The organism is Phytohabitans flavus (assembly GCF_011764545.1).
Taxonomy (GTDB): Bacteria; Actinomycetota; Actinomycetes; order Mycobacteriales; family Micromonosporaceae; genus Phytohabitans; species Phytohabitans flavus.
Genome location: NZ_AP022870.1, coordinates 1,104,639 through 1,129,923, shown reverse-complemented (window position 1 = coordinate 1,129,923; position 25,285 = coordinate 1,104,639). Strand labels below are relative to the sequence as shown.

Annotated in this window: 20 protein-coding genes and 3 pseudogenes; 11 read left to right on the top strand and 12 right to left on the bottom strand. The window is 68.4% G+C overall.

Going from position 1 to position 25,285, the window contains the following annotated elements; genetic code table 11:
- Positions 1–62: 62 nt before the first annotated feature.
- Positions 63–389, top strand: coding sequence for a hypothetical protein (locus Pflav_RS04830; RefSeq protein WP_173034049.1), 327 nt, complete (start codon positions 63–65; stop codon positions 387–389).
- Here Pflav_RS04830 and Pflav_RS04825 read toward each other — a convergent pair.
- From Pflav_RS04825 to Pflav_RS04815, 3 genes are all read right to left on the bottom strand, one after another.
- Complete coding sequence (locus tag Pflav_RS04825) at positions 356–670, bottom strand: hypothetical protein (protein ID WP_173034047.1); 315 nt, start codon at positions 668–670, stop codon at positions 356–358. The two genes, Pflav_RS04830 and Pflav_RS04825, sit on opposite strands and share 34 nt — an antisense overlap.
- Positions 671–986: 316 nt before the next feature.
- Entirely contained in the window at positions 987–2,255 is a 1,269-nt protein-coding gene (locus Pflav_RS04820; protein WP_232070989.1) for a barstar family protein, read from the bottom strand.
- 161 nt (positions 2,256–2,416) lie between these two features.
- On the bottom strand, positions 2,417–2,554 hold the full coding sequence (locus Pflav_RS04815) for a hypothetical protein (RefSeq protein ID WP_180201260.1): 138 nt from the start codon (positions 2,552–2,554) through the stop codon (positions 2,417–2,419).
- Between the two features lie 62 nt (positions 2,555–2,616).
- Between Pflav_RS04815 and Pflav_RS04810 the strand changes: the two are divergent.
- Positions 2,617–3,143 (top strand): annotated as a pseudogene (locus Pflav_RS04810) (electron transfer flavoprotein subunit alpha/FixB family protein); the annotation flags it as partial.
- A gap of 641 nt (positions 3,144–3,784) precedes the next feature.
- Here Pflav_RS04810 and Pflav_RS04805 read toward each other — a convergent pair.
- Positions 3,785–4,802, bottom strand: a pseudogene (locus Pflav_RS04805) (aldo/keto reductase).
- 113 nt (positions 4,803–4,915) lie between these two features.
- Here Pflav_RS04805 and Pflav_RS04800 point away from each other — a divergent pair.
- Positions 4,916–5,509, top strand: a complete 594-nt coding sequence (locus Pflav_RS04800) for a TetR/AcrR family transcriptional regulator (protein ID WP_173034045.1) — start codon at positions 4,916–4,918, stop codon at positions 5,507–5,509.
- 52 nt (positions 5,510–5,561) lie between these two features.
- Here Pflav_RS04800 and Pflav_RS04795 read toward each other — a convergent pair.
- A pseudogene (locus tag Pflav_RS04795) lies at positions 5,562–7,089 on the bottom strand (ISL3 family transposase).
- 126 nt (positions 7,090–7,215) lie between these two features.
- Between Pflav_RS04795 and Pflav_RS48475 the strand changes: the two are divergent.
- From Pflav_RS48475 to Pflav_RS43310, 3 genes are all read left to right on the top strand, one after another.
- A complete protein-coding gene (locus Pflav_RS48475) occupies positions 7,216–7,746 on the top strand; it encodes a phosphotransferase (RefSeq protein ID WP_173034043.1) in 531 nt (176 codons plus the stop codon).
- Between the two features lie 354 nt (positions 7,747–8,100).
- The gene (locus Pflav_RS04785; RefSeq protein ID WP_173034041.1) at positions 8,101–9,525 is read left to right on the top strand and encodes a sulfatase-like hydrolase/transferase; all 1,425 of its coding nucleotides are present in this window, start codon (positions 8,101–8,103) and stop codon (positions 9,523–9,525) included.
- 310 nt (positions 9,526–9,835) lie between these two features.
- Positions 9,836–10,522: a site-specific integrase gene (locus Pflav_RS43310; RefSeq protein ID WP_197937960.1), complete on the top strand. Its 687-nt coding sequence runs from the start codon at positions 9,836–9,838 to the stop codon at positions 10,520–10,522.
- 55 nt (positions 10,523–10,577) lie between these two features.
- On the opposite strand, the gene Pflav_RS47845 is transcribed toward Pflav_RS43310, so the two are convergent.
- Positions 10,578–10,763, bottom strand: a complete 186-nt coding sequence (locus tag Pflav_RS47845) for a hypothetical protein (protein ID WP_332107731.1) — start codon at positions 10,761–10,763, stop codon at positions 10,578–10,580.
- A gap of 142 nt (positions 10,764–10,905) precedes the next feature.
- On the opposite strand from Pflav_RS47845, the gene Pflav_RS04775 reads away from it, so the two are divergent.
- Positions 10,906–11,235 carry a hypothetical protein gene (locus Pflav_RS04775; RefSeq protein WP_173034039.1) on the top strand — a complete coding sequence of 110 codons (330 nt, stop codon included), beginning with the start codon at positions 10,906–10,908 and terminating at the stop codon, positions 11,233–11,235.
- Here the strand turns inward: Pflav_RS04775 and Pflav_RS04770 are convergent.
- Positions 11,219–12,049 (bottom strand): helix-turn-helix transcriptional regulator, encoded by an 831-nt coding sequence (locus tag Pflav_RS04770; protein WP_173034037.1) that lies wholly within the window; start codon positions 12,047–12,049, stop codon positions 11,219–11,221. The genes Pflav_RS04775 and Pflav_RS04770 overlap by 17 nt on opposite strands.
- A gap of 191 nt (positions 12,050–12,240) precedes the next feature.
- Between Pflav_RS04770 and Pflav_RS04765 the strand changes: the two genes are divergently transcribed.
- The 3 genes from Pflav_RS04765 to Pflav_RS48470 are packed head-to-tail and all read left to right on the top strand — an operon-like array spanning position 12,241 to position 14,983.
- The gene (locus Pflav_RS04765) at positions 12,241–13,185 is read left to right on the top strand and encodes an SDR family oxidoreductase (RefSeq protein WP_173034035.1); all 945 of its coding nucleotides are present in this window, start codon (positions 12,241–12,243) and stop codon (positions 13,183–13,185) included.
- Positions 13,186–13,201: 16 nt separating this feature from the next.
- A complete protein-coding gene (locus Pflav_RS04760; RefSeq protein ID WP_173034033.1) occupies positions 13,202–14,350 on the top strand; it encodes a monooxygenase in 1,149 nt (382 codons plus the stop codon).
- Positions 14,351–14,353: 3 nt separating this feature from the next.
- Positions 14,354–14,983, top strand: a complete 630-nt coding sequence (locus tag Pflav_RS48470; protein ID WP_173034031.1) for a transposase — start codon at positions 14,354–14,356, stop codon at positions 14,981–14,983.
- 310 nt (positions 14,984–15,293) lie between these two features.
- On the opposite strand, the gene Pflav_RS04750 is transcribed toward Pflav_RS48470, so the two are convergent.
- Complete coding sequence (locus tag Pflav_RS04750; RefSeq protein WP_173034029.1) at positions 15,294–16,079, bottom strand: oxidoreductase; 786 nt, start codon at positions 16,077–16,079, stop codon at positions 15,294–15,296.
- 109 nt (positions 16,080–16,188) lie between these two features.
- On the opposite strand from Pflav_RS04750, the gene Pflav_RS04745 reads away from it, so the two are divergent.
- Positions 16,189–16,764 (top strand): TetR/AcrR family transcriptional regulator, encoded by a 576-nt coding sequence (locus Pflav_RS04745; protein ID WP_197937958.1) that lies wholly within the window; start codon positions 16,189–16,191, stop codon positions 16,762–16,764.
- Between the two features lie 715 nt (positions 16,765–17,479).
- Here the strand turns inward: Pflav_RS04745 and Pflav_RS04740 are convergent.
- The 4 genes from Pflav_RS04740 to Pflav_RS04725 are packed head-to-tail and all read right to left on the bottom strand — an operon-like array spanning position 17,480 to position 24,889.
- The gene (locus Pflav_RS04740) at positions 17,480–18,643 is read right to left on the bottom strand and encodes an MDR/zinc-dependent alcohol dehydrogenase-like family protein (RefSeq protein WP_173034025.1); all 1,164 of its coding nucleotides are present in this window, start codon (positions 18,641–18,643) and stop codon (positions 17,480–17,482) included.
- 17 nt (positions 18,644–18,660) lie between these two features.
- Positions 18,661–18,891, bottom strand: a complete 231-nt coding sequence (locus Pflav_RS04735) for a hypothetical protein (RefSeq protein ID WP_173034023.1) — start codon at positions 18,889–18,891, stop codon at positions 18,661–18,663.
- Positions 18,892–18,899: 8 nt separating this feature from the next.
- Positions 18,900–20,612, bottom strand: coding sequence for a condensation domain-containing protein (locus Pflav_RS04730; protein ID WP_173034021.1), 1,713 nt, complete (start codon positions 20,610–20,612; stop codon positions 18,900–18,902).
- On the bottom strand, positions 20,549–24,889 hold the full coding sequence (locus Pflav_RS04725; protein ID WP_173034019.1) for a beta-ketoacyl synthase N-terminal-like domain-containing protein: 4,341 nt from the start codon (positions 24,887–24,889) through the stop codon (positions 20,549–20,551). Before Pflav_RS04725 ends, Pflav_RS04730 begins: the two co-directional genes overlap by 64 nt.
- Positions 24,890–25,285 lie beyond the last annotated feature (396 nt).

Genomic DNA, 25,285 nt, shown 5'->3' with positions numbered 1-25,285 from the left:
AGGAGACCGCGCAACGACAGCCCGACCCGTTGATATTCATTGACCGATATCGTTGCCCAGCCATGAAGCTCAAACTCGCCGTGGTCGCCGGGTTGGCCACGCTGGCGGCATTGCTCGTCGCCCCGGCGCCCGCCCAGACCGCCAGCACCCTGGCCTGTTCGGCCGCGGGCAGCTACAGCCAGATCCTCAACGGCACCCGCCTACACGTTCTGGCTCGTCGGCACCCGCGGTACCGCTGGCGTGGGGGTGACGATGCTGGCCTGATGACGGACGAACGCTGTTCCCGGGACGTGGTTGCCGATCGTATTCTGCAAGGTATGGATCGGATCTCCCCGCGCAGGAGGGTCAACCGCGATCACGAGAACATCTGCGTCCCGATTCGGACGTAGTCCAGGTTCCAGGTGATCTCGTCGGGTAGCCATTTGCCGAGTTGCGGCTCCAACGTCGCCGCGTCGACCGTGGACACCCCAGCAGGCTGTCCCACACCTGGCTCCGCACCGACGATCAGATACGCGTAGCCGCCAGCCCAGCGTGCCGCGAAGTCTGGGTCCCGGTTCGCGAAACCTTGAATCTGGCGAACAAGGTGATGCTGTCCCGCTGCAGAAGACAGGTCGAGCGTGCCCTTCCACTCGATCCACCTTGCCTCGTCAGTCCCGCCCGCCTGCAGCACCGCATTGACAAGCTGAACCAACTCGCTTTGAAGCGGAACGGTTTCGAGGCGTCAACGGGTAAGGGCCACGACACGGCAATCATCGCGACGTCCGCCCATGCGGAGCTAGGCCGGTTCGCAGACCGCCGTGATCGTGCGGCGCGGTAACCAACGGACCCACCTGCCGCCAACCGTGCCCGATCGCAAACTAGGACGACGAGACACCCCGTTGACGGCTAATACGGAGGATCGGTGGACCCGCCGAGTACACCGTTTGATTCCGGTCGTTCGTCGGTTTGACCGGGTGACGTAGCCGTAGTCGGCGTCGGCTGATGCCTCAGCGCAAGTCGATCTCGACGTGGTGCGCCGCGAGCATGTCCAGCAGGTACTCCAAGGTGATCGCCGGACCCAGGCGACGCCGGTCGTAGCCGGCGACGAGGTGCTCGCGGGCAACGGCCGAGTCGTGCCACACCAGCCGAAACGGTACCCGCGCCCCGAACCTCCCGGCGAGACAGTCGTCGAACGCGTCGAGGTTCCAGCCGAAGTATCCGCCCGGGCCGTTGATCGCCTCGCCGATCGCGCAGTAGAACCCTTCGATATCGGTCACGAACCGGCCGTCGAGGTCATACGTGGCGCCGGCCGGCCGGTCGGCCACATCCGACCGGTGGGCCAGAGCCACTGCGGCCCAGTGGTGGCGCAACTCCCGGTCGTAGCCGGCCCACAAATTCTTCTCAGCCGGCCGTCGGGCGTACCAATGCTCCAGGATGCCGAGGATCCCTAGCGGCAGCGGTTCCCGCGAGTCGCTGTCGACGGTCACGTCGAACAGTCCGGCACCGAGCCGCGACGGCTCACCTGCATTGACCGTTCCAGAAACCACGGCGCCGATCACCTGGCTGGCCGAACCATCGGCGGCCACCATGTACACCTCGGCGTGGATCCGGCGGCGACGCCGGGCGGCCTCCGTCGACCGCCCGACCGCGCCCAGCGCGGCCAGCAACGGAGTATCCGGTCGGCAACCGAGCAGCCGGACCTGCGGCACCGGCGGTGCAGCCTGCTCGCGGAACACACCCGTGACGTCCCGACACGTGCCGTAGGGCGCCTCGTTCCGGCCTAGAAGGACGAATTCGTCAACGTCGCCAGGACGTACCACCGCCTCCGTGCGGTCATAGACGTCCACGAACCCGTCGAGATCGACGTCCACGGCTTCCGGCATCGTAATGCTCGGCCGGCAAGCGACCACGACGACGTCGCCGAGGTACTCGCCCCACCAGACCGGCGGCACGTCTGGCGGTGGCGCCATTATCGAGATGTCACCCAGCCAGGCTCGTTCGGTGCCGAGTGCCTCGGCGGGCAGCCGATCGAGCAGGTCGGCAAGCGCACCGACCGGGGCGCAGCCGACGAGCGTGAACCGCTCCCGCGGCCGAGGCGGCAAGTCGACGAACAGTCCTTGGATCTGCGCGCACAGCGCCAGCGGAATGTCGTCCTCGTAGAAGCCCTCAAAGCCGACATCACCAAGCAGCAGCCAACCCGGGCCGACCGAATGCTCCCACCTCCACCGCCCCAGCTCCAGCGGACGGTTAGCCCCAGGACCGGCACTCGTCGTCACCCCGCGACCCTACCGGCTGGAAACGCTACGACCAGGCGCGTCCGAGGACCGCGAAGCATCACCACCCCGCAACCTCAACACATCCGCTCATCGGCATGACTGTGCGTCGGGTGTCGCTGGCGCGTTAGGTAGCGCTGGTTGGTCGCGGTTTGAGTGTCGGCTCAGTCGGCGGGGCGGGACCAGCCGGCGGTCATGGCGAGGATGTGTCTGGTCACCGTGTCGGGGTCGACGAGTTGGTGCAGGTGCCGGCCGGGGACCTGGTCGACGTCCCAGCCGCGCTCGCGGGCCTGCCGGGCCATCGCGTCGTACGGCGGTCCGAACAGCAGATATCCGCATTGCCGGTTGTCCCAGCCGTCCGGCAGGGCTGCCGCTGGCCACCGTGCGACCGAACTCGCTGTCCCCGGTACCGGCCCCGGCCACCGCCGAGGTGGTGCCGCTGGAGGTCGCCGTGGACGACACCGCGAAGCTGGCCCGCGTGGTCGAGCGCAAGGTGGAGCCGAAGGGGCCCGGCCGGAGCTGACCGAGGCTTCGGTGGTCATCTCCGGCGGCCGAGGCGTTGGCAACGCGGACAACTTCAAGCTTGTCGAGGAGCTGGCTGACCTGCTCGGCGGCGCGGTGGGCGCGTCCCGGGCCGCGGTGGACTCCGGCTTCTACCCGCACCAGTTCCAGGTCGGGCAGACCGGCAAGACCGCGTCGCCGCAGCTGTACGTGGCGCTGGGCATCTCCGGCGCGATCCAGCACCGCGCCGGCATGCAGACCTCCAAGACGATCGTCGCGGTCAACAAGGACGCCGAGGCGCCGATCTTCGAGCTGGCCGACTTCGGCGTGGTCGGCGACCTGTTCAAGGTCGTCCCGCAGGCCGCCGAGGAGATCCGCAAACGCGAGTAACTGCCGGCCAGAACCCGAACTCGATGCAGCGCGGGTCTTGCCAATCCATTCCAGCTGTTGCACGGCACTCGACCTGGGGCAGTTCCAGGAGCGGTGCATCGCACTCGAACGCGAGACCAGCGCGTCGGCTAGGTGCGACCGTACCGCACGCAGCCGAAGTGAATTCAAATCGGGGTCGCGAACACGGGCTCCCCCAAGGCGGACCTCAAGCCGAAAATAGAGCAGTGATCGCGCAGGTACGGCTCTATATCGCGCTCGGACCCACCACAGAACCCGACGGTTCGTTCGGCTCGCAAAGGCCACCGAACACAACGGGTTCGACGGCCTGATCCTCGCCACCCCCGGGCCACGGCCGCTCCTCGCCACATACGGCCGATCGCCTCGGCGGTCATTGCATCTGGCACATATGCTGTCGCCCTCTACAAGATCCAGTGCGCTTCAGAAGGTCGAGTTCGAGTTTGTCCGGGGCCGGGCAAGGGTTTTGCGGTGGTGTCGCGCAGCGGTTTGATGCATCGGGCCAACACCCGTAGTCCGGCTGGCCGGTGGCTCAGGTTGGGTAGTAGGTCGGTGATCTCGGCGACCTCGCCGACGGTGTCCGGTGTGGATTCGGTGTTCAGCGTCGCATGCACTAACCCAGCCGGTCAGGCTGCGGCGCGGGCGGTGATTGGGCGGCGGCGCAGGTCCGGGTTCGCCAGCGCGGGGGTTGGTACGCCTGGTCGAGCGTGCCGATGTCGGTGCCGGGCGGGACGATTTCGTCGATGCGGTCGAGGATGTCGTCGGTGAGGGTGACGTCCAGGCCGGTGAGCAGGGCGTCGAGGTGGTCCATGGTGCGAACGCCGATCAGTGCGCTGGTGACGCCGGGGTGGGCGATGGTGAACGCCATCGCGAGGTGGGTCATGGGTAGTCCCGCCTCGGCGGCGAGCGGGATGAGCTTTTCGACCGCGTCGAGCCGGCGCTCGTCGTTGAGATGCTGGAAGAGTCCGGCGCGCCGTAGGTCGTTGTCCTGGTTCTTGCGTACGCGGCCGGTCAGCAGTCCCTGGCCGAGCGGACCCCAAACCAGGGTGCCCATGCCGAAGCGTTGGGTGGTGGGCAGGATCTCGCGCTCGATACCGCGGTTGAGGATCGAGTAGGCCGGCTGCTCGGTGTGGAACCGCGCGAGGCCTCGCCGCTCGGCGACCCATTGGGCCTCGACGATTCCGGAGACAGGGGTTTGCGACGCGCCGATCGCGCGGACCTTGCCGCCGCGGATCAGGTCGGTCAGCGCGGAGAGGGTTTCCTCGATGTCAGTACCCGGATCGGGGCGGTGAAGTTGGTAGAGGTCGATGTAGTCGGTCCGCAGGCGACGCAGCGAACTCTCCACGGCGGTGACGATCCAGCGCCGTGAGGCGCCCTGGTGGTTGGGATCCTGCCCGGTCGGGCGGCTGAACTTGGTGGCAAGCACGACATCGTCCCGGCGCCCTTCCAAGGCTTTGCCGACGACGTCCTCAGAGTCGCCGTAGGCGTCGGCGGTGTCGACGAAGTTGATGCCGGCGTCCAGCGCCTTGTGGATGATGCGGGCCGAGTCCCCGGGGCATTGCCCATGGCGGTGGCGAACATCAGGGTGCCGAGAGCGTAGGGGCTGACCTGGATGCCGGTCCGGCCGAGGGTGCGGTAGTGCATGGGATCTCCCTGTGGTGGTCGGCGCCGGGCGGATGCCGTACGCTGCGATAAACGGAAAGCTATTCCGGAACTATACGGAAAGACTTTCCGCTTATGCAAGCAGGGGTGATGTGGTGTCCCAGGACAAGACGCTGGCGCCGCGGCGGCGTGCCGACGCGCGACGCAACGTCGACGCGTTGATCGAGGCCGCGAGGACCGTCTTCGCCACCTCCGGCGTGGACGCACCGGCGAAGGAGATCACCGACCTGGCCGGCGTAGGAGTCGGCACGCTGTACCGGCACTTCCCGCAGCGCTCTGACCTGGTCAAAGCCGTGGTGGAGAGCGGGATCGACGCCGTCGCCGACGCGGGCCCGGCCCTGAGCGCCGGGCACGCGCCGGCGGAAGCGCTCATCAGGTGGATCCACCGGTTCACCGAACTGCTCGCGACCAAACGCGGACTCGCCTCAGCGCTGCACTCGGGCGATCCGGCGTTCGAAGGGCTGCCCGACTATTTCCTTCAGCGGCTCGGCCCAACCCTCGCGGCACTGCTCGACGCCGCTGTGGCCGACGGCACGGTCCGCGACGACATCGGCGCCGAGGATCTGCTCCACGCCATCACTTCGCTGTGCCGGCCCGTACCCGGGCGAGGGCCCGAACACAACCAGCGCATCGTCGCTGTCCTTGTCGACGGCCTACGCCGCGGCGGCCGTGCGGTTATCGAACCCTGACGCATCCTGTCAGGTTTTGGGCTCTGGCGCGGAGACGGTGGTGGTGGTTGGTCTATGCGAGCAGGATTCGTTGGCGTAGGAGTGGGAATTCGGCGCGGCCGTACATCTGTCGTTTGAGGAGTTTGACCTTGGTGTTGGCGCCTTCGATGGGGCCGTTGCTGTAGGGCAGGGTCAGGCCGGCTACGACGGCGGGCAGGTCCATTCGCAGGCCGTGGATGAACGCGTGCAGGGCTGGCAGGTCGTCGTTGTCCACTGTGGTCATCCAGGTGTCGAGGTCTTGTCCGCGGCGGTGGGTGAGCAGGCCGGCGAACTCGTGGATCCGTTGGTTAAGGGTGGTCAGGTGCGGGCAGACGGCCAGCAGGTCGTCCAGGTGGCTGCGGTGCTCGTCGACCAGGTTGTCGGGTCGGCTCATGAGCCAGCCGACGAGCCGGCGCGGTGACGGCGGGATGCGTTCGGCGTCGGCACGGCCCTGGTTGAGGTAACGCACGAGCAGGTTCGCGCTGCCGGTATAGCCCAGCTCGCGGATCTCGGCCAGCAGCCGGGTGACCGCGATGCCGGGCTCGTCGCCGCGCCGGCGGCGTAGGTGGTCACGATAGGGGTCGACCAACGTGCGCCGGTACTTCGCAGGCCGTCGCAGGTCATCGGCGGTGGCGGCGCGGGCGTAGCGCTTGACCGTGTTCAGCGCCCAGCCGAGCCGGCGGGCACATTCCAGCAGGCCAACCCCGTCGTTGAGCAGGGCATGGACGGCGGCGTGCCGCGTCCGGGTCCGCTCGTCGAGTTCAGGGGTCTGGCGAGGCGGGCCGGCCGCTGTGTGCGACCACGGTCTTCTCGACCGCCTTGCCGAGGTTGGCCCACAGATGCCACCGGTCACTGACCTGCACCGCCTGCGGTGCACCGTCCCGGATCGCCTCGGCATAAGCAGCCGACCCGTCACGGCACACCACCCGCACCTGCGGATGCTCACGCAGCCACGCGGCCAGGGTCGCCGCCTTGCGGTCGGGCAGCACGTCAACACGGCGGTGCGTGACCGCGTCGATCAGCAGCGTCGCGTACCGGCGACCGCGGCGCAACGCGAAGTCATCCACGCTCAACACGGTGGGCGCCGGCTCGCTCGCGGTCGGCAGGCCCATGAGGACCCGCAACACCGTGGTACGCGACACGGCCACACCCAGCCGTGCCAGCACCGCCGCGCCGGCCCGGCCAGCCAGAGTAACGGCCAGGTCTGCGATCAGGGCGGTCAGCTGCCTCGTCCGTCGCGCCCACCGCTGCGCCAGCCCGGGGACCTGTTCCCGGAACGTGCGCCGCCCGCAATCGCCGCTCTGGCACAACAGACGCCGGACCCGCAGCTCAACGACCACGCCACGGCCAGCCGCCGGCAGGTCAGCCAGACGGCGAACGTGATACCCATGCACCCGCCGCGACGGCCGGCTGCACTGCGGACAGGCCACCGCGACCGATGGCGTCCTGGCCCGCACGACCACCGTCATCCCTTCCTGTCTCACCTCGTCGATCAGCAACAAAGACAGCTGAGGCAACAACACCTTGATCACATCGCGGGGCTCACGACCGCCACCGGCGATTACGCCATCAAACGGCTCCGCGACATCGCCGCCGAAACCGCGACCCGCAATCTCCGTGTGGTTGCCGCCCTCCACCGCGCGGGCATCCTCGTCTGCTCACCCGCGCTCACCTGTGGCGGGCACCCAGTGATCACCCTGACCGACGGCGCGTATTGCGTCCTGCCCTGGATCGACGGGCACCATCCCACCGGGCCTAACCTCACCGTCTGGCAGGCACAACACCTCGGCACCGTGATCGGCCAAATCCACCGCACCCTCAACGACCCCGACACGCCCGCCGACCTACCACCGGTCGGCCAGCCACCAGCAGCACGCGTAATCCAGCCCGACCACGCCCTCGCCGAAGCCGAACGCTTCCGCACCGCCGCAGCAGCCGCCCACGCCGCCTTCGACCGCGAAGTCATCGAACTACTCGAACAGCGCATCCAACTGATCGACAAGCACGCCCACGAGCGGCCAACCAGCGACGAACCCGCCGGACCCTACGGCTGGACCCACGGCGACCTGCAACACCGCAACATCATCTGGACCGACCACACCATCAACGCCGTCATCGACTGGGACCGGCATCCGCGTCCGCCCCTTCGCCGAAGAAATCGCCCGCACCACCACCGTTCGTTGCTCACACAACTCATCACCGAAGCCGAGCTCGGCTGACCCCTGAACGTCCACGAACCACCGAGATCCCACCAGCCAAGTCCCGCGGGTTGCCTCAACTTCAATGGCAAACCCAACCTCACTGCCCGCCACCAAAACCGAGGCATCCCACCCCCAGAGGACCATGCCCGCCTCAGCTGAACTGGCACAGGACAACCGGACCCTCCGCTCACGCACGGTTACGGGCCGAGGAGGAGGGCCCGGCGAGCATTGTCTGCGGCAGATGTGCGCGCGTCATGAGGTTGCGCGCCGCCTCCCACCCCGGCGTAGAGGGGGATTGTTGGGCCGTGGTTACGGTCCGGCGACGTCGGTAGAACGGAGAAGAGCTTTATCGACGAGAGGTCGTACCAAAAGATGGATTCCTCACATGCGGCGTCGTTCACCCGGCGTGGCCTGCTCGGGGCGGCCGCCGGTGCCGCTGCTGGCGCGACAGTTCTGCCCGGCTGGGCGCCGGCCAACGAGGCGCAGGAGACCGAGTTCCGCCCTCGGGAGCGCGGTCCCGCCCCTGAACGACCCAACATCCTGGTGATCCTGGCCGACGACCTCGGCTGGGCCGACTTGTCGTCCTACGGAGCGCCGGACCTCAAGACCCCGAACATCGACCGGCTCGCGTTGTCCGGCATCCGGTTCACCCAGGGCTACTCGGCGTCCCCAATGTGCTCGCCCACCCGGATCGGCCTATACACCGGCCGCTACCCGGGCCGGCTGCCCGGCGGCCTCGCCGAGCCGATCGAGAGGCCCAGCGAACTGAACGGCATCCCGATCGGACATCCCACGCTGGCCAGCCTGCTCAAGGACCGCGGCTACCGGACCAGGATGTTCGGCAAGTGGCACTGTGGCTTCCTGCCATGGTTCAGTCCCACCCGGCTAGGCTGGGACGAGTTCTTCGGCAGCTTCCACGGCGAGATGGACTACTTCTCCAAGATCAACACCAATGGTGAGTACGATCTGTACGAGAACGAGGTTTCCGTACAGGACTTGCGCTACTACACCGACATCGTCACCGAGAAGACCGTTGACTTCATCTCCGAACGGCACTCCGAGCCGTGGCTGGCGAACGTCAACTTCACCACGCCGCACTGTCCGTGGGAAGGGCCGAACGACCAGGAGACCAGCAAGGAACTGACCGCCCGGCTGCTGGCCGGTGAGGTCGGCTTCCCCGGCCCGCTGTTCCACCTCGATGGCGGCAACCGGGAGAAATACGCCGAGATGGTGGAGTCGCTGGACGCCGCCGTGGGAAAGATCCTGCGCGCGCTCGAGCGCACCGGCCGGCGCCGCGACACCGTCATTCTGTTCACCAGCGACAACGGCGGCGAACGGTTCTCCTACCTGTGGCCGCTGGCGGGCCTCAAGGGCGAGGTCCGCGAGGGCGGCATCCGGGTCCCGGCCATCCTCAGCTGGCCGGCCGCCCTGCCCTCCGGCAGAGTCAGCCATACACCTGTGATCACCATGGACTTCACGGCCACGTTCCTCGACCTCGCCGGTGCCCGCCCGCATCCCGACTACCCCCTGGACGGCAGGAGCCTGGCCGGGCACCTGGTGGGAGGGCAGGCAGCGCCCGGCCACGACCTGTTCTGGCGCAGGCGCAACGCCCACGCCCTGCGCCGCGGAAACCTGAAGTACTTCCGCGACCCGGAGGGCCGGCCGTTCCTGTACGACCTCTCTCAGGACCCACGCGAATGCGCAAACCTGGCCCGCAAGCGCCCCGCCGACCTCGCCGCGCTCCGGGCCGCGTGGGAAGCGATCGACGCCACTCTGCTCCCCTATCCCACACAGTAGAGGTCAGGCCGGAGGAGCCAGATGCCCGCACATCGGCTAGATGAGTGAGTCGATCAAGGACTTGCGTCGGCCACGACGATGGTCGGCTCGTCTCGGCATGAGAAGATCGATCCTCTTCTTGGCCTTGGCCCTTCGTCACCCGCTTGGGTAGCAGCTGTCTCGCGCCGGCTCATCGATCGTGGTCTCAAGGTGAAGGCGATGAGGGGTGCGGCGACGATGGGCGGGGGCTTCAAGCAGTGCGGCTGCCGTGACGAGCAGACGGGCAAGCGGGTCTATCGCAGGTGTCGCGGGCAGGTCGAGCGTGGAGTTGGTGGCGCAGTCGCGGAAGCAGTTCGCCGGGCGGACGTGGACGGTGGCGCAGTGGCTGCGGTACTGGCTGACCACCCGACGGTCGATCCGACCCGCCACGCTCCACATCTACGCCCGGCACGTGGAGAAGGACCTGGTCCCGACGATCGGTCACCTGCGCCCGGCGGAGGTGACCGGCCGGCACCTGACCGCGATGTTCGCCGAGTCCGCTATCAGCCCGGACACCGGCCGCCCGCGGACCGCGTCGACGATGCAGCGGCTCGGAGCCACGCTGCGCGCGGCGTACAACGCCGCGATCCGCGACGGCCCGGTGAGCGACAACCCGGCCCGGCGGGTGGAGATGCCGCAGCCGCGCCGCCCGCACGCGGTGGTGTGGACCGACGGCCGGGTCGAGTCCTGGCAGACCGACGGCGTCCGGCCGCCGGTCGCGGTCTGGACCGTCGCCCAGACTGCCGCATTCCTTGAGTACGTCCAGGACGACCCGTTGTACGCGCTGCGGTGGCTGGTCGCCCTACGCGGCCTAGGCCGCGCTGAAGCAGCCGGGCTACGGTGGCAGGACCTCGACCTGGACCGCCGGCAGCTCACCGTTGTCAACAGCGCTCCATGGTCGGCTACCAAGTCATCGAAGGGCCGCCCAAGTCCGAGCGCAGAACGCGCCCGGACGGCGGGATCGGTGCACCAGCGATAGGCGATGCTGCGGGACGGGCCGCGGAAGGCGGTCAGATCGCCGATCAGCGCGACGCTCAAGGCATTTGCCGCAGCGTCTCCCGGGCCCCGCCCCGCACCGGCGGGCGGTGCCCGGCGAAGCGGAACAGGTGGTCACGCTCGTCGAGCGAGAGGTGCAGGCCCTGTGCGATCGGGGCGATCATCTGCTCGGACGGGTGCGGGCCGCGCTCGCGCTCGCGCCGCGCACAATAGTTCGTCGACATATGGCAGAGCTTGGTCACTTCCTCCCGCCGGAGCCCGTCGGTCCGCGGCGCCGCCCGCGCGGCAGGCTGGGAGGCGCTCGATTTCGCGCCAACGCTACGGTCTGGCGGGCACCGATTGCGCCGGCAGCGCCACCAGCAGCAGGTGCTGAAGGCGATCGCGAAGAAGGCGAGCGGCGGCGACGTGGTGGCCAACCCGGTGAAGCTGGACAGGGCGCTCACCGCGGCCGGAGGGTCGCTGACTTCAACGGCCGGGGCAAGTCCGTGCTCGACTACGCGTTCGCGCTCAAGGGCACGCCGCCGGACAACATCACCACGACCAAGCTGGCCGGCGGGTGGCGCCAATATGGGCGAGAAACTGACAGCGGAAACCGACCAGCTCTTCGCCGCGATCCGCACCGAGAGAATTGACGAGTTCCTGCTCAACCACCCCAATTTCCTCAACAGCGAAACCGCCGTCAAAAAGGCGCGATGACGGACAGCAGCTGCAATTTATTGTAGCTTTCACTGCCCGGCACGGCGGTGTAGACGACAAGCGTGTGCTCCTGCTCCGGATCGTGCAGGGTGTGACAGCTGAGTTCGAGGGCGCCGAGTTCCGGGTGGGCGAAGCGCTTGTCGCCGATCAGGTCGAGGTCCACCGTGGGTTCGCGCCACAGGGCGGGAAACTCGCGACTGCGGGCGAGCAGCAGATCGGCCAGCTGGGCAGCCCGCGATTCCGGCCCGCGCAGGGTGACCGCTTTCCGTATCGCGGCGGCGAAGACGCGGGACTGGTGATCGTGATCGCCGGGGTGGTAGAGCGCCCGCTCTGCCGGATCGGTGAACCATCGGTAGAAGGCGCTCCGGGCTGGCCCGGCATACCGGGTGTTGTCGCCGGTCAGCGCGATGCCCAGCGGCGTCTGTCGCAGCGTCTCGCCGAGTTCGTTGACGATCTCAGAGGGGCTGTCGGTGAGCCGGTCGAAGATGCGGAGCAGGCCGGGGCTGATGTGGTAACTGGTGGCGTCCTTGGCGGGCGGGCGGTGCCCGGCGAGGCGGAAGAGGTGGTCGCGTTCGTCGAGGGAGAGATGCATGCCCTGGGCGATCGAGGCGATCAGGCGCTCCGAGGGGAACGGCCCGCGGCCCTGTTCGAGCCGGCTGTAGTAGTCGGCGGACAGGCGGCAGAGCGCGGCGACCTCCTCGCGGCGCAGGCCGGCGATTCGGCGTCGCCGCCCTCGGGCGAGGCCGACGTCCTCGGGCTGCAGGGCCGCCCGGCGGCGTCGCAGAAATGCGGCGAGCCCGGCTCGATCGATCATTGTTTCTTCCCTTTGGTCGTTCCGGTGCCCATCCGTTCTACCGCCGATGCCACAGCCAAAACACGGCTTGCCGATCCCACCTTCGCCGATGGACGTGGACCGGCGAGCCTCGGATTGACCGGCCGTGGATATGTCCCGGTTTCCTGGCGCATCCTGAGATCACCAGATCAAGCGATTACAGGAGTGAAACCATGCCACGCACCCGACCCGACATCACCATTCCCAGCCTCACCGGAAAGCGCGCCGTCGTGACCGGCGCCAGCGACGGTGTCGGCCTCCACATCGCGTCCCGCCTGGCCGCGGCCGGAGCCGAGGTCGTCATTCCGGTCCGCAACCGCGGCAAGGGCGAGGCTGCGATCGCGAAGATCCGCGACCAGACCCCGAACGCGAAAGTGTCGCTGCGCTCGCTCGAGCTGTCGTCACTGGAATCGGTGGCGGCCCTGGGCGAGACGCTGCTCGGCGAGAACGAGCCCATCCACCTGCTCATCAACAACGCCGGTGTGATGACGCCACCGGACCGGCAGACCACCGCAGACGGCTTCGAGCTGCAGTTCGGCACCAACCACCTCGGTCACTTCGCGCTGGTCGCGCACCTGCTGCCCCTGCTGCGGGCCGGTCGTGCCCGGGTCACCTCCCAGATCAGCGTCGCGGCGAACTCGCACAGCATCAACTGGGACGACCTGAACTGGGAGCGCTCGTACGACGGGATGCGGGCCTACAGCCAGTCGAAGATCGCGTTCGGGATGTTCGGCCTGGAGCTGAGCCGGCGCAGCCGGGCCAACAACTGGGGCATCACCAGCAACCTGTCGCACCCGGGCATCGCGCCGACGAGCCTGCTGAACACCCGACCCGAGCTCGGCCGGACCCGACAGACCGGGGGCCGGCGTCTCATCGGCTTCCTGTCCGCCCGCGGGATTCTGGTCGGGACGCCCGAGTCCGCGGCGCTGCCGGCCATCTACGCGGCGACGGCGACCAACGCGGTCGATGGCGGGTTCTACGGACCGAGCGGGCCGGGGCACCTCGGCGGGCCGCCGGCGGAGCAGAAGCTCTACTCGCGGATCACCAGCGAGGAGGACGCCAAGCGGGTCTGGCGGGTGTCCGAGGAACTCGCAGAGGTGTCCTTCTCCTACGTCTGAGATGCGGGAGCCGACCATGAAACGACTCCTGACCGGTGCCGTCGCGGCGGCGACCCTGCTGACCGCGACGGCCGCCTGCAGCGGCGACGCGCCCGCGGAGCCCGCCGCGACGCCGGCACACCAGCACCCCTCCACGGACGCGTCGACCCTGCCGCTGCGCGACGGCGAGCGGTTCATCCACCTGACCATGGCGCGGCCGGTCACGCCCGTCCCACCGAACGGGGGCAGCGACGAATACCGCTGCGTGATCGTCGATCCGCAGGTCACCAGGCCGGTGTTCCTGACCGGTGTCCAGTACCAGCCGCAGAATCCGGCGATCGCCCACCACACCATCACCTATGCGGTCCCTCCGGAGGCCGCCGACCAGGTCCGCGACCTGGACGCCCGGTCGCCGGGGGAGGGCTACACCTGCTTCGGTATGGACGGCCGGGTGAGCTCGGCGTCCTGGGTGGACACCTGGACGCCGGGCGCTCGGGAGACCCTGTTCGACGGCGACATGGGCTACCCGCTGGAGCCGGGCAGCCTGCTCGTGCTCCAGATCCACTACAACCTGCTGGCCACCGGCGGTGAGCGGGTGACCGACCGGTCCAGCGTCCGGCTCCGGCAGACCGACGGCACCCCGGAGACACTACGGCTCAACACCCTGGGCCTGACCGCCCCGATCGAGCTGCCCTGCACACCGGACGAGTCCGGACCGCTGTGCGACCGTGCCGCCGCGGTGGCCGACGTGACGACGCGCTTCGGCGTCGAGATTGGCCGGTGGTCGGAATGGCTGCTGGCGCGGTGCGGACACGACACCCCGCGACCCGGCAACACGCAGACCTGCGACACACCGGCCCCCGCCGAAATGACCGTGCACGCCGCCCGCGGGCACATGCACCTGCTCGGCCGCGCCATCAAGGTGGAGCTGAACCCTGGCACGCCGGAGGCGAAGACCCTGCTGGACGTGCCCGAATTCAACTTCGACGACCAGGCACTGCACGTCCTCCCGGAGCCGGTGCCCCTGAAGGCCGGAGACACGCTGCGCACGACCTGCACGCACGACGCCGGCCTGCGCCGGCAGCTGCCACAGCTGCGGGAACTGCCGCCGCGCTACGTGGTCTGGGGCGAGGGAACCGCCGACGAGATGTGCGCGCCGTTGCTCACCGTCTCGGCCGCGGACTGACCGGTGTTGCGTTCGCGCTTGGCGGCGTACATCGCCTCGTCCGCCCGGTGCAGCAGTTCGCTCGTGGAGACGCGGCCGGCGGCCGGGTCAGTCATCGCGGCCGACCGGGCGATGGAGGGGGCCGCACGGCTGGCCGAGTGGGCCGGCTGCGACTCCACCTTCGTGGCTGGGCATTCGGACAAGCAGGGTGCGCAGTCGACGTTCAAACGCACGTTCGGGTTCGTGTCGATGTGCGCGTTCGTCGACCACGGCGAGTACGGCACCGGCGAAACACTAATCACCCAACTGCGGCCGGGCAAAGCCTCGCCGTGGGCTAAGACCGACCACATCCAGGTGTTGGACGCCGCCCTCGCTCAACTACCAGCAGCCGAACGCGCTCAGGTACTGGTCCGGGCCGACTCCGGAGCGTGCTCGCAAGCGTTTCTGCACCACATCACCGACGCCGGCCTGGAGTACTCGATCGGATTCCCCACGCACTTATGGAGCGGGTTTTCCTCCTGTCCGTTGTCCATGGCCGGTCCTCTGACCGGTTCCGTTCCTCGCGCCCCGCCCGGGTTCATGTCGACCATCCCTCCCGGGACTTGCCTCGCAGACCGCGCATTGCCCGCCCAGCAGCGGCAGAGCGTTTGTTGACAACTCCATAGTTGCTCCGCCGCAGCCACGTTCGGCTGCTCACGTGCGGCTGCGCACGCGCGCACTGTGCGGTCCAACCACGGTTCGGGCACCACTGGCTGCGCCAAGACATCGATGGATAACGCCAGTGGTTTATAGCTTCTTTGGGCACCACGTCGCCGTGCGTCACGATCGGCACCTTGTTCGGGCGCCATCGAGCCGACTGCGGGGCGGCCGGCCTACCAGGTGCCAGGCCGCCCCCTCGTACCGGTAGAACGCCAGGAGGAGGGGTATCCAGTCCTCGCCCCGCGCGCTGATTGCCGCCGGTTGATCAGGCGGTCTTGACCGCGCCACCATCGATCATGAAGTCCGCCCCGGCGACACTGGCGGTGATCGGCGAGGCCAGGTAGGCGACCAGTGTTGCCACCTCGGCGGGCTCGACGAACCGGCCAGTCGTCATGCCGACCTGTCCCGGCAGGACCCGAAGCAGCTCCTCGTGCGGTAGCCCCAGCGTTCTGGCCAGCTCGGCGCCGTATCGCTCCGCTCCCTCCCACAGTGAGGTGCGCACCGGGCCGGGTGAGACCGTGTTGACTCGGACGCCCTGCGGCCCGAACTCCTCGTTCAGTGCCTTGCCGAACGCTGTCAGTGCCGCCTTCGCGGTCGTGTAGGGGACCGGCCCCGACCCCGGCTGCCGCGCACCGTTGGAGGAGATGTTCACGATGACGCCCCTCCGATCGAGCAGGCTGGGCAGCGTGGCCCGGGTGACGCGCACGGCACTGAGGAAGTTCAGTTCGTAGGTACCCAACCACTGCTCGTCATCGAAATGGAGGAACCCGCCGGTCTGTCCCTCTCCCACACCGCCACCGACGTTGTTGACCAGTACGTCGATGCCGCCCAGCTCGGCTATCGCCCGCTCGGCCAGAACGGTGGCGCCTGCGGCGGTGGCCAGGTCAGCGCTCACCACGAGTGCGCCCGTCTCCTTCAACTCGGCCGTGAGCGTGCGCGCTCCGGCGACCACCTGCGCCCCCTCGCTCATCAACCTCTGCACACTCGCCAGGCCGATCCCCCGGCTGGCTCCGGTCACTACTGCGGTCTTGCCGTCCAGTCCCAAGTCCATCGCAACTCTTCCCATCTATTTGCAACAACGTTGATGCCAGAAGGCTATCACATGCGTCATACGTGTTGCAACTCCGTTTGCAATGGGACAGCGGTGTAGCCTGGTTCACGTGACTAAGCTGCGCTCGGACACGGAACGAACCGTGCGGACGATCCTGGAGGCAGCCGAACGCACCTTCAGTCGGAACCCGGCGGCGAGCATGGAGCAGGTCGCAGAGGCCGCCGGAGTCGCACGCACCACCGTGCACCGCCGCTTCACCTCGCGCGACGCGCTCATCGACGCGATGGCCGCGTGGGCCACACGGCGGTTCGCCGAGGCCGTGGAGTCGGCCTACACAACCACGGCGCCGGTTCCGGTCACGCTGCACCAAGTGACCGCGAACGTGCTCCGCGTCAAGATCGACTGGGGATACGCGATGAGTCGGACCACTTCACGTGATCCCGAGGTCGCGCGGGTACACAGTGAGGTCCGAGGCCGGTGCGACGAGATGTTCCGGAGGGCGCGGGATGCGGGCCTACTTCGCGCGGATGCCGATCTCGACTGGGTACGCCGCGTCTACTACGCGCTCATCCACGAGGCTGCGACAGGACCGGATGAGGACCTGGATGCCGACGCACTGGCCACCCGGCTTGTCGATACCCTGCTGCACGGTTTCGGCGCGAGCGCTGGTCGCTGGGCCATGTAGGTGAGTCAGAGCTGGACGTGTCAAGGGCGTCGGCGTCTCGATAGCCCTCGGGAGGTCCACTCACCAGTGCCGGCGCCAACACAACATGCCGATCTTCCTAATCGACAAACTTGGACGTCGACCTCTCCAGCCTCCAGCCGGTGCGCAAACTTGTTGCTCTACTTGTACCCAATCAAGGTGCCGGAATCAGCGGTCTGCGTGTTCGCTTCGCCGGTTCCGCATTGCTGGTCACAGACGTTGCACGTTCGGTCGTACCTGGTGGCGCTTGCTCGGCTCGACACCAACGGTCCATAGGTCGTCAAGGCTTGAGGTCGTGTTGTCGTCGACGGTGTCGGTCGAGGTCGGTGAGGTTGTCTGGCAACGCCGGCTGCTGACTGAGCCGGTTGTTCTCGATGGTGAGGCGCCGGATGTGTTCTTCGTAAAGCTCGACGTGCAGCCGCAGTTCTTCGTTTCCCTGCGAAGTTTCGCGATCCGCTCGACGAGGCGCTGCGTCGGCCTTGGGGTCGGAGTGCGGTCTGGTGCTGCCTGGCTCGGGCGAGGAAGTCAGCTACGACATCGGGGTGGTTGCGGTAGAGGGTAGGGCGGGTGAGGCCGGCCCCGCCGCCAGTGTCACGCCTGCGACGCCGAGGCTCAGCACCATGGAACATCCGCATCCTGAGTGCGGTCCGCGACCCCCGGTCGTCGTCTGGCTCCGGCGCGCTGTCCCGGCGGGTCGTCAGTGGTTGACGCGTACGAGCGGGAAGTACGTCTCCACGTGGTTCGCGGCGTACGCGTCAACGAGGTCGGGCATGTCGTCGTAGTTCCAAGGCGGACTGATCGCCTCGGGCGGCGGCATCCAACCGCACCGCTCGCCGAAGGCCATCGCGTCGAGCACTTCGCTGCGCCTCGCGTAGTGGGTGTGGATGTGTTGGTGGCGTTCGATGCAGGCGGCCGCCCGCACGAACGTGGTCCGCAGCCCTTCGCGCCATCCGGCGGTGGTGACCACGCCCTGCCGGGCCAGCGCCTTCAACGTCGCGCGCAGCAGCGAACCGCCGAGGTGATCCACGAAGATGGACACCCCTAGTCCCCGGGTCGCGTCGCGGACGGCTGCCAGGAACACCTGCTCCGATGCACGGTAGCGGGCGACGTAGGTGGAGTCTTCGTGGCGCCGCTCGTCGAAGGCGATGTTCGGGAACGCCCGCCGGTCGACCGCTGAAAGACCTCGATTTTTCGCTGTCGTGATCCGCCGTTCGTGGGAGGTGATGATGGTGGCCTCCGCACCGTGTAGTGCCGCCAGCGTAAGCTCGGCGAAGCTGGTCCCGCCGCCCCACCCCCACACGTACGGCGCCGCTTGGTCCTCCTCGGTCACCTGCAGCCGCCAGGTGCCGTAAGCGACCCGCCAGTTGGCCCACGCGGTGACGTAGCGGATGGAGAACGCCGCCCACTGCTCGATGGTGTAGGAGCTTTCTTCCGGCAGGGGCACGAGGCAGCGGCCGGGGATCACCGTCCGTCGGGCGAACAGCCCGACCGTGCCGGTCGCGTCGTACCCGAACGCCGCGCCATTGAGCGCGTAGCCGAACCTGTCCGGCTTGCAGTTGGCTTGCACCAGGCACATGTCGCCCTCGCGCAGGATTTCGTGGGTGTGCCGCTGGGGTGGGCGCAGCACCCGCACGACGCCGCTGTTGCCCAGCACCACCTGTGTCTCGCCCCTGCGCCGCGCGATATCGATCGGCTGGCGTTGCACGGCGTGAAAACAGTTGCCCTCCCAGCCGACGAGTACCGGCTCGACCAGCGCGTCCTCGGGTCCCGCCGGACCGATGGTGACCCGTCCCTTATGCAGGGTGGCCGGTCCGGGCCGGGCGGGGTCGCCGGCGGGCAGAATCCACGCCGTAGCGTGCATGACGGGCACTCCCTTCTCTAGCTGTGGACCTGGTCTGTCGACGTTGGCGGCGCCGCGATCAGGTCGTCGACAGGCTCAGTGGTGTCATGCGACCCCTTGCGGTGGCCAACCGAGGTATCGCTTGGTTCGTCGAGGTCGCCGGCCAGTCGGCCGAGCGACTCCCGCACGTCTGCCACGAATTCGGTGATCCCCTGTTCGTCAACGACGCCGGACGCGTAGCCGAAGGACAGTCGAAGGCAGTCCTTCACACGGCGAACTACCAACAGAATGTCGCGGGGAAGGACGTACCCGCTCTGCCGGGGGCCATGGTGACCGTCGCGTCGCCGAGCCGGTCGGGTAGGTCCACGGACGGGAGGAAGTTCATAGATACGCGGTACGGGATGTCCTCCTGGCCGATGCCGTCCAGGTGGAAGTACTGGCTCATCGACACGTCCTGCTCTTCGCCTGCCTTCAGTACGGCGTTCCGCACCCGTAGCAGGCAGTCCCGTAGCGTCGAGCTTTCATGGAAATCGACGTCGACCAGGCGAAGCTGGGACAGGAACCCGATGAGGCGTTCGAGGTCTGGCTGTTCGCGCGCCGACACGTTGATCGGCACTGCGATCTGGTCCTGGTCGCTGTGGCGCCGCAGCGTGAGAAGGAAACTGGTCAGCAGCATCATCTGCATGGTTGTGTCCGTGCGGCGGGCGGCGTTCTCCAGAGCTGCTTCCACGGTCCGTTCGATATCGACCTCGATAAGTTTCATCGAGGCGGGTGCGACCGCTCGTCGGTCTTCGTGTACGAACCGAAGGATCGGTGGCTGAACCTCGGAGAGCTTATTGCGCCAGTACGCGATGCGGTCGTCGAGGTGAGTGCCCGAATATTTGGCGCGTTCCCAGTGTGCGTAGTCGACCAGACGTAGGGGCGGGGAGACCAGCGGTTCTTCACCGCTGTAGGCCCTCAGTAGATCCTGGTAGAAGATGCCCTGCGACCATCCATCGGTGATGAGATGATGCAGGACTATCGCGAAGAGGTGCCGCTCGGGCGCCAGGCGGACGAGGCCGAATCGGTACAACGGGCCGTCGAACAGCGAGAAGGATTGTTCGACCTCGTTCAAGTACGCGGACAAGACTACGTCCCGGTCGCCGGACGCGGGCAGGTCGAGCACCGGCAACGGCGGCGTGCCGGACGCCGTCAAGCGTTGACGCCATTCGCCCAAACCTCGCTGCACGAAGACCGTGCGCAGACCGTCGTGGGTCGCGATGACCTCGCCCAGGGCGTACTGGAGTCGCGAGATGTCGATCGGGCCGTTGAGCAACAGGTGCTGAGTGACAATGATGCCGGGCCGGCCACGCAGCTCGGCGAGCAGGTAGCGCTCCTGGTTGACGGTAACGGGGTAGTCGGAAAGCTCCACGCGCACCGGGCTCGACGTGTACATCGCATCGGCGGCCGTCGTGCCGAGGGCATGGGTGAGCGTTGCCACGGTCGGGTTGTCGAACAACAGACGCAGGGGAACGTCGCGGGCCAAGGCTGTGCGCAGCCCGTACAGCATCTGCGCAGCCATCAGCGAGGAACCGCCCAGCTCGAAGAAGCTCGCATCGGGTGGAACCTGCGGAGTACGCAGCACGCTGGCGAACGCGTCGGCCACCGCCTGCCCCACGTCGACCGCGGCCGGCTCGCCTCTGCCGTCCTCGCTGAACCAGTACCGCCGCCGTTGCCAGGGTGCCGTCGGCAGCGTGGTGACCGCCGCGGACCGCTGCAGGACCCGACGCAGGTCGACTGCGGCACCGCTGGCGTGCAGCGCCCCGAACGCTTCCAACATCGTCTCGCGATCGTCCCTGCCGCGGACAAGAGACCCGATCGCTTGGCCATCGCCGCCCACCTCGTCGAGGGCCTGCTGGATCGGCACCACAAGCGTCGGGTTGGCGCTCATCTCGAGAAACAGACGATATCCGTGGGCCGCCAGGCGAGCCACCGCCGGGTGGAACAGCACGGGGTCGCGCAGGTTGCGCCCCAGTAAGGGCCGGTCATCTCTTCGCCAGCGATACGTTCGCCGGTGACTGACGAGTACAGCGGGATCTGGGCCGATTTCGGCCGCAGGCCGGCGAAGCGTCGGGCGACGGCCGCGGCCACCGGCTCGACGACCGGGGAGTGCCCGGCACCGCTGGCCCGTACCGCCCGCGCGAATACCCCGCGGTCCTCGACAGAGCGCTGGAACGCGGCAACGGCATCGCAGTCGCCAGAAACCACAGACAGCGCCGGCCCGTTGGCTGCGGCCAGGTGCAACCGACCCCGGTAGGCGGGAAGTTCCGCCCGCACCGCCGTGTGGTGCAAGCCGACGACGGCCATCGCGCCTTGGCCGCGCACCTCGGCAAGCAGCCTGGCGCGCACACAGGTCAGCTCTGCGGCCTCGGCCAGGTCGAGTACGCCAGCGATATGAGCAGCGGCCACCTCGCCCATGCTGTGGCCCACCACGGCATCCGGCCGGACTCCACGGGCGCGCCACGCGGCGGCCAGGGCGACCTGGATCGCGAACAGCAACGGCTGCACGACCTCCTCCTCGTCGAGCCGGGCAACCGGCTCGTCGGCGTGCAGCTGCTCCCACGGCGACCAGTCCAGGTGCTGTCGCATCTGGACTGCACACTGGTCGAACGAAGCCCGGAACGCCGCGTCGTGCTCGTACAGCACGCGGGCCATGCCCACGTGCTGAGCGCCCTGGCCGGGGCAGACGAACACAACCCGGCCGTCGGCGCCGGACCGCGCCCGCCCGGTGACCCCGCCGGCGGTGCCGGACGCCAGCTTGTCGACGACAGCTCCGATCGCCGAGGCGACGATGGCAAGCCGGTGCTCGTGGTGTGTACGGCGCAGCCCCGCGGTGTGGCACACCGACGCCAGGGAGGCGGTGGCGCCGGGCAGGAACTCGGCGAACTGTCGGGCTAGACCGGCCACCGCCTCGGGCGTGCGCCCTGATAGCAGCAGTAGGCCCGGTGTGCCGTCGGCAGCAGGGTCAGCGGGCAGCGACGCCTCCTGCAGTACCACGTGTGCGTTGGTGCCACCGACCCCGAAGCTGTTTACTCCGGCGATCCGCGGCGAGCCGTCCGACCGCCACGGCATAAGCGTGTCAGACACTCGAAGCCCCAGCCGGTCAAGGTCGATGTGCGGGTTGGTGGTGGCGTGGTGAAGGCTCGGTGGCAGTTGCCTGTGATGCAGGGCCAGCGCAACCTTGATGAGACCGGCCACGCCGGCGGCGGGCTCTAGGTGGCCGACGTTGGTCTTCACCGAGCCGATCGCGCAACGCCGCCCGGGCGGCAGGGCACCGCCGAGGACCAGGCCGAGGGCACTGGCCTCGATCGGGTCGCCAAGCGCCGTACCGGTGCCATGCGCCTCGACGTAGCTCATCCGACCGGGCTCGATGCCCGCGTTGCGGTATGCCTGGCGGATGACCCGGGCTTGCGCCTGAGGGTTGGGCGCGGTGAGCCCGTTGGAGCGACCGTCCTGGTTGACGGCGCTGCCGCGAATGATCGCGTAGATCCGGTCACCGTCTGCCAATGCGCGGGCGAGGGGCTTTAGCAGCACCAGCCCGGCGCCCTCGCCCCGTACGTAACCATTGGCCCGGGCATCGAACGTGTAACAGCGCCCGTCGGGCGACAGTGCACCACTCTGGCATAGCGCCACCGTGGTCGTCGGTGACAGCATGAGGTTGACACCGCCGGCCAGCGCCGCGTCGATGTCGCCTGCGCGGATGGCGGCGCATGCCTGGTGGACGGCGACGAGCGACGACGAGCAGGCGGTGTCGACGGTTAGGCTCGGACCGCGCAGGTCGAAAGTGTAGGACAGCCGGTTAGCCGCCATGCAAGCGACGTTGCCGGTCGCGGCGTACGGCCCGGCATTGACCTCCGCAGCCGCCATCATCTGGCCGTAGTCGCCTGTGGTAAGGCCGATGTAAACCCCGGTGGCGGAGCCGGCGAGGTCGGCCGGTGGCACGCCCGCGTCCTCCATCGCAGCCCAGGCCATCTCTAGCAGCAGCCGCTGCTGCGGGTCCAGGTACCCTGCCTCCGCCCGCGACAGGCCGAAGAACTCCGCGTCGAAGCCTGCGACGTCGTCGAGGAAACCGCCCCGGCGGGTATACATCTTCCCGGGCGCCGCGCCGCCGGGCTGAAAGTACTCCTCGATGTCCCAGCGATCGGCCGGCACCTCGCGCACCGCCTCGACCCCGCCGCTGAGCAGCGACCAGTACCCGGCAGGACCGTCGGCACCGGGGAACCGGCAACCGATACCGACGATCGCGACCGCGTCGGCCGGCGCCGCCACATCATGCTGGATCGCGGGCGCGGGCTCGTCCCAGTCCGACGCAGTGTCATCTGGCTCCATGGTGAGGTGCCGCGCAAGGGCGTCCACCGCAGGGTGGCCGTAGACGTCGCTCGGCGCGACCGGCCGGCCCAGCCATGCACTCAACTCAACGCTGAGCGCCACGACATCACGCGAGGTCAGCCCGAAGCTGTCGAACGGCTCAGTGCCGCCGATCCGATCCCTAGGCAGGCAAAGCACGGCAGCGAGGTGTGCTACCAGCCAACCGCGGACCTCGTCGGTAGAGCGTTCGGCGACGGCAGCGCCCGCGTCATGCCGATGCAGCGTGTCGGCCGCGAACCGGACGGCAGTCTCCCGCCGTTGTATCTTGCCGCTGGAGGTCTTGGGAATCGTCCGCGGCCGCACCAGCGTCACGGCGTGGAGGCTGACCTGATGCTCGCGGAGCACGGCAGCCCGGATGGCCGCAACGATCTGGTCCATCTCATCGCCAGCCGTCTCCGCAACCACTACGACGCGCTCCCGGCCATCTACGTCGATGGCGAACGCTGCGACACAGCCAGGGCGCACCGCTGGATCGCTGGCCTCGACGGTCTGCTCGATGTCCTGCGGATAGTGGTTGACCCCGTCGACGATGATGAGATCCTTGAGCCGGCCACGGATGTGCAGCCCAGCCGCGTCGAAGGCGCCGAGGTCGCCGGTACGCAGAAACGGCCCCGCGCCGTCGGCGAGCCGGGCCTGGAAGGTGTCCACCGTCTCCTCTGGACGGTCCCAGTAGCCGACGGCGTTGCTCGGGCTACCCACCCAGACTTCGCCCACCTCGCCGTCACCGCACGGCGTAGCCGTGTCCGGGTCGACTACCAACACCCGGGTGTCCAGCGTCGGAATACCGCACGAGGCGATGCCGGTGGCCGCCCAATTCCCCGGCCGCGCCGAGGTGACGAACAGTGTCGCCTCGGCCAGGCCATAGCAGGGCATGAGGGCCCGCGGGTCAAAGCCTGACGGCGCGAACCGGTCCACGAACGCCCTCAGCGTCGTAGCCCGCACCGGCTCCGCGCCATTGCCGGCAACCGCCCACGCCGATAGGTCGACCCCGGCCAGATCAACCTCGGACACCTTGCGCACGCACAACTCGTAGCCGAAGTTCGGCGCTAGGCTCATCGTGCCGGCGAACCGACTCAGCGCAGCTAGCCAGCGCACCGGGCGCTCGATGAACGCCGCCGGGGCGAACACAGTCGCCGTGCCGCCCACGAACAGCGGGTACAACAGGCTGCCGACCAAACCCATGTCATGGTAGGCCGGTAGCCACGACACCACCCGCGCCGCCGGCTGCCGCCAAGCCGCGTGCTGGCTGCGCAAGTTGTGGATGAGGTTGGCGTGCGAGACGACGACGCCTTTGGGTGAGCCGGTCGAGCCAGATGTGTACTGCAGAAACGCCACATCCTCGCCGCCGCCGACCGGGGCGATATCCCGCTCCGGCAGCCGCCCGTCACCGCTGAGCCAGCGTAGGCCGGCAAAGGCGGGATCGAACTCTGAGGCGCGTCCGGCCAGCCCAACCTCGTCCGGCGCGGAGAGCACCGCCGCCGCTCCGGAGTCTCGCATCACCCGCAGCATGCGCTTCAGCGCCCGCGGCTGCTGCTGGCGGCCCTCGGGCAGGTACGCCGGCACCGCCACCATCCCCGCCCACAGGCAGCCGAGGAAACCCGCGATGAAGTCCAAGCCAGGCGGATACAGCAACAGGCAACGTGAACCCACCGGCAGTTCCCGGCGCAACGCCGCCGCCACGCCCAACACTTCCCGGTACAGCCGGCGGTAAGTCCACTCGACCACCGGGCCGTCCACATCGCCGGTACCGAGAAACCGACAGGCGACCTGTTCAGGTCGCTCGCAAGCGTGCCGGTAAAGAGCGTCCACGACACCGTCCGGTAGTCTCATACTTCCTCCAAAGGAGCGGACAACGTTCAAGGCGACCCTTCGGCCCGGGCCGGTGCCCTACACCGCACCCTTGCGTGTACGCGGTGAGGAGCCGTCGCGGACCGGATGCCGGTGGCGTTGTAGCTGGCGTTGCCGACTGCGGTGGCCGCGCCGACGGTGCCGAATTCCCGTGTCGAGGGCTCGTGCGGCGTCCGCCGCCGTTGCCAGCAGCGTGGCCGCTACCGCGACGGCGGCGCCACCGCCCAGAATGCTTCGCCGCGACACACCGACCTGTGGCCCGCATCATCATCTGGACCCATCGGTTCTCCCCTGGTTGGCGCCGGACTAGGACACACCGGAACCGTCGGCACGGCCGACCGGCATAGGTGCTGATCCACTTTGTCCACTCGCGGTCGATGCCTGCCAGGACTTGTCGATCCCAGGCTG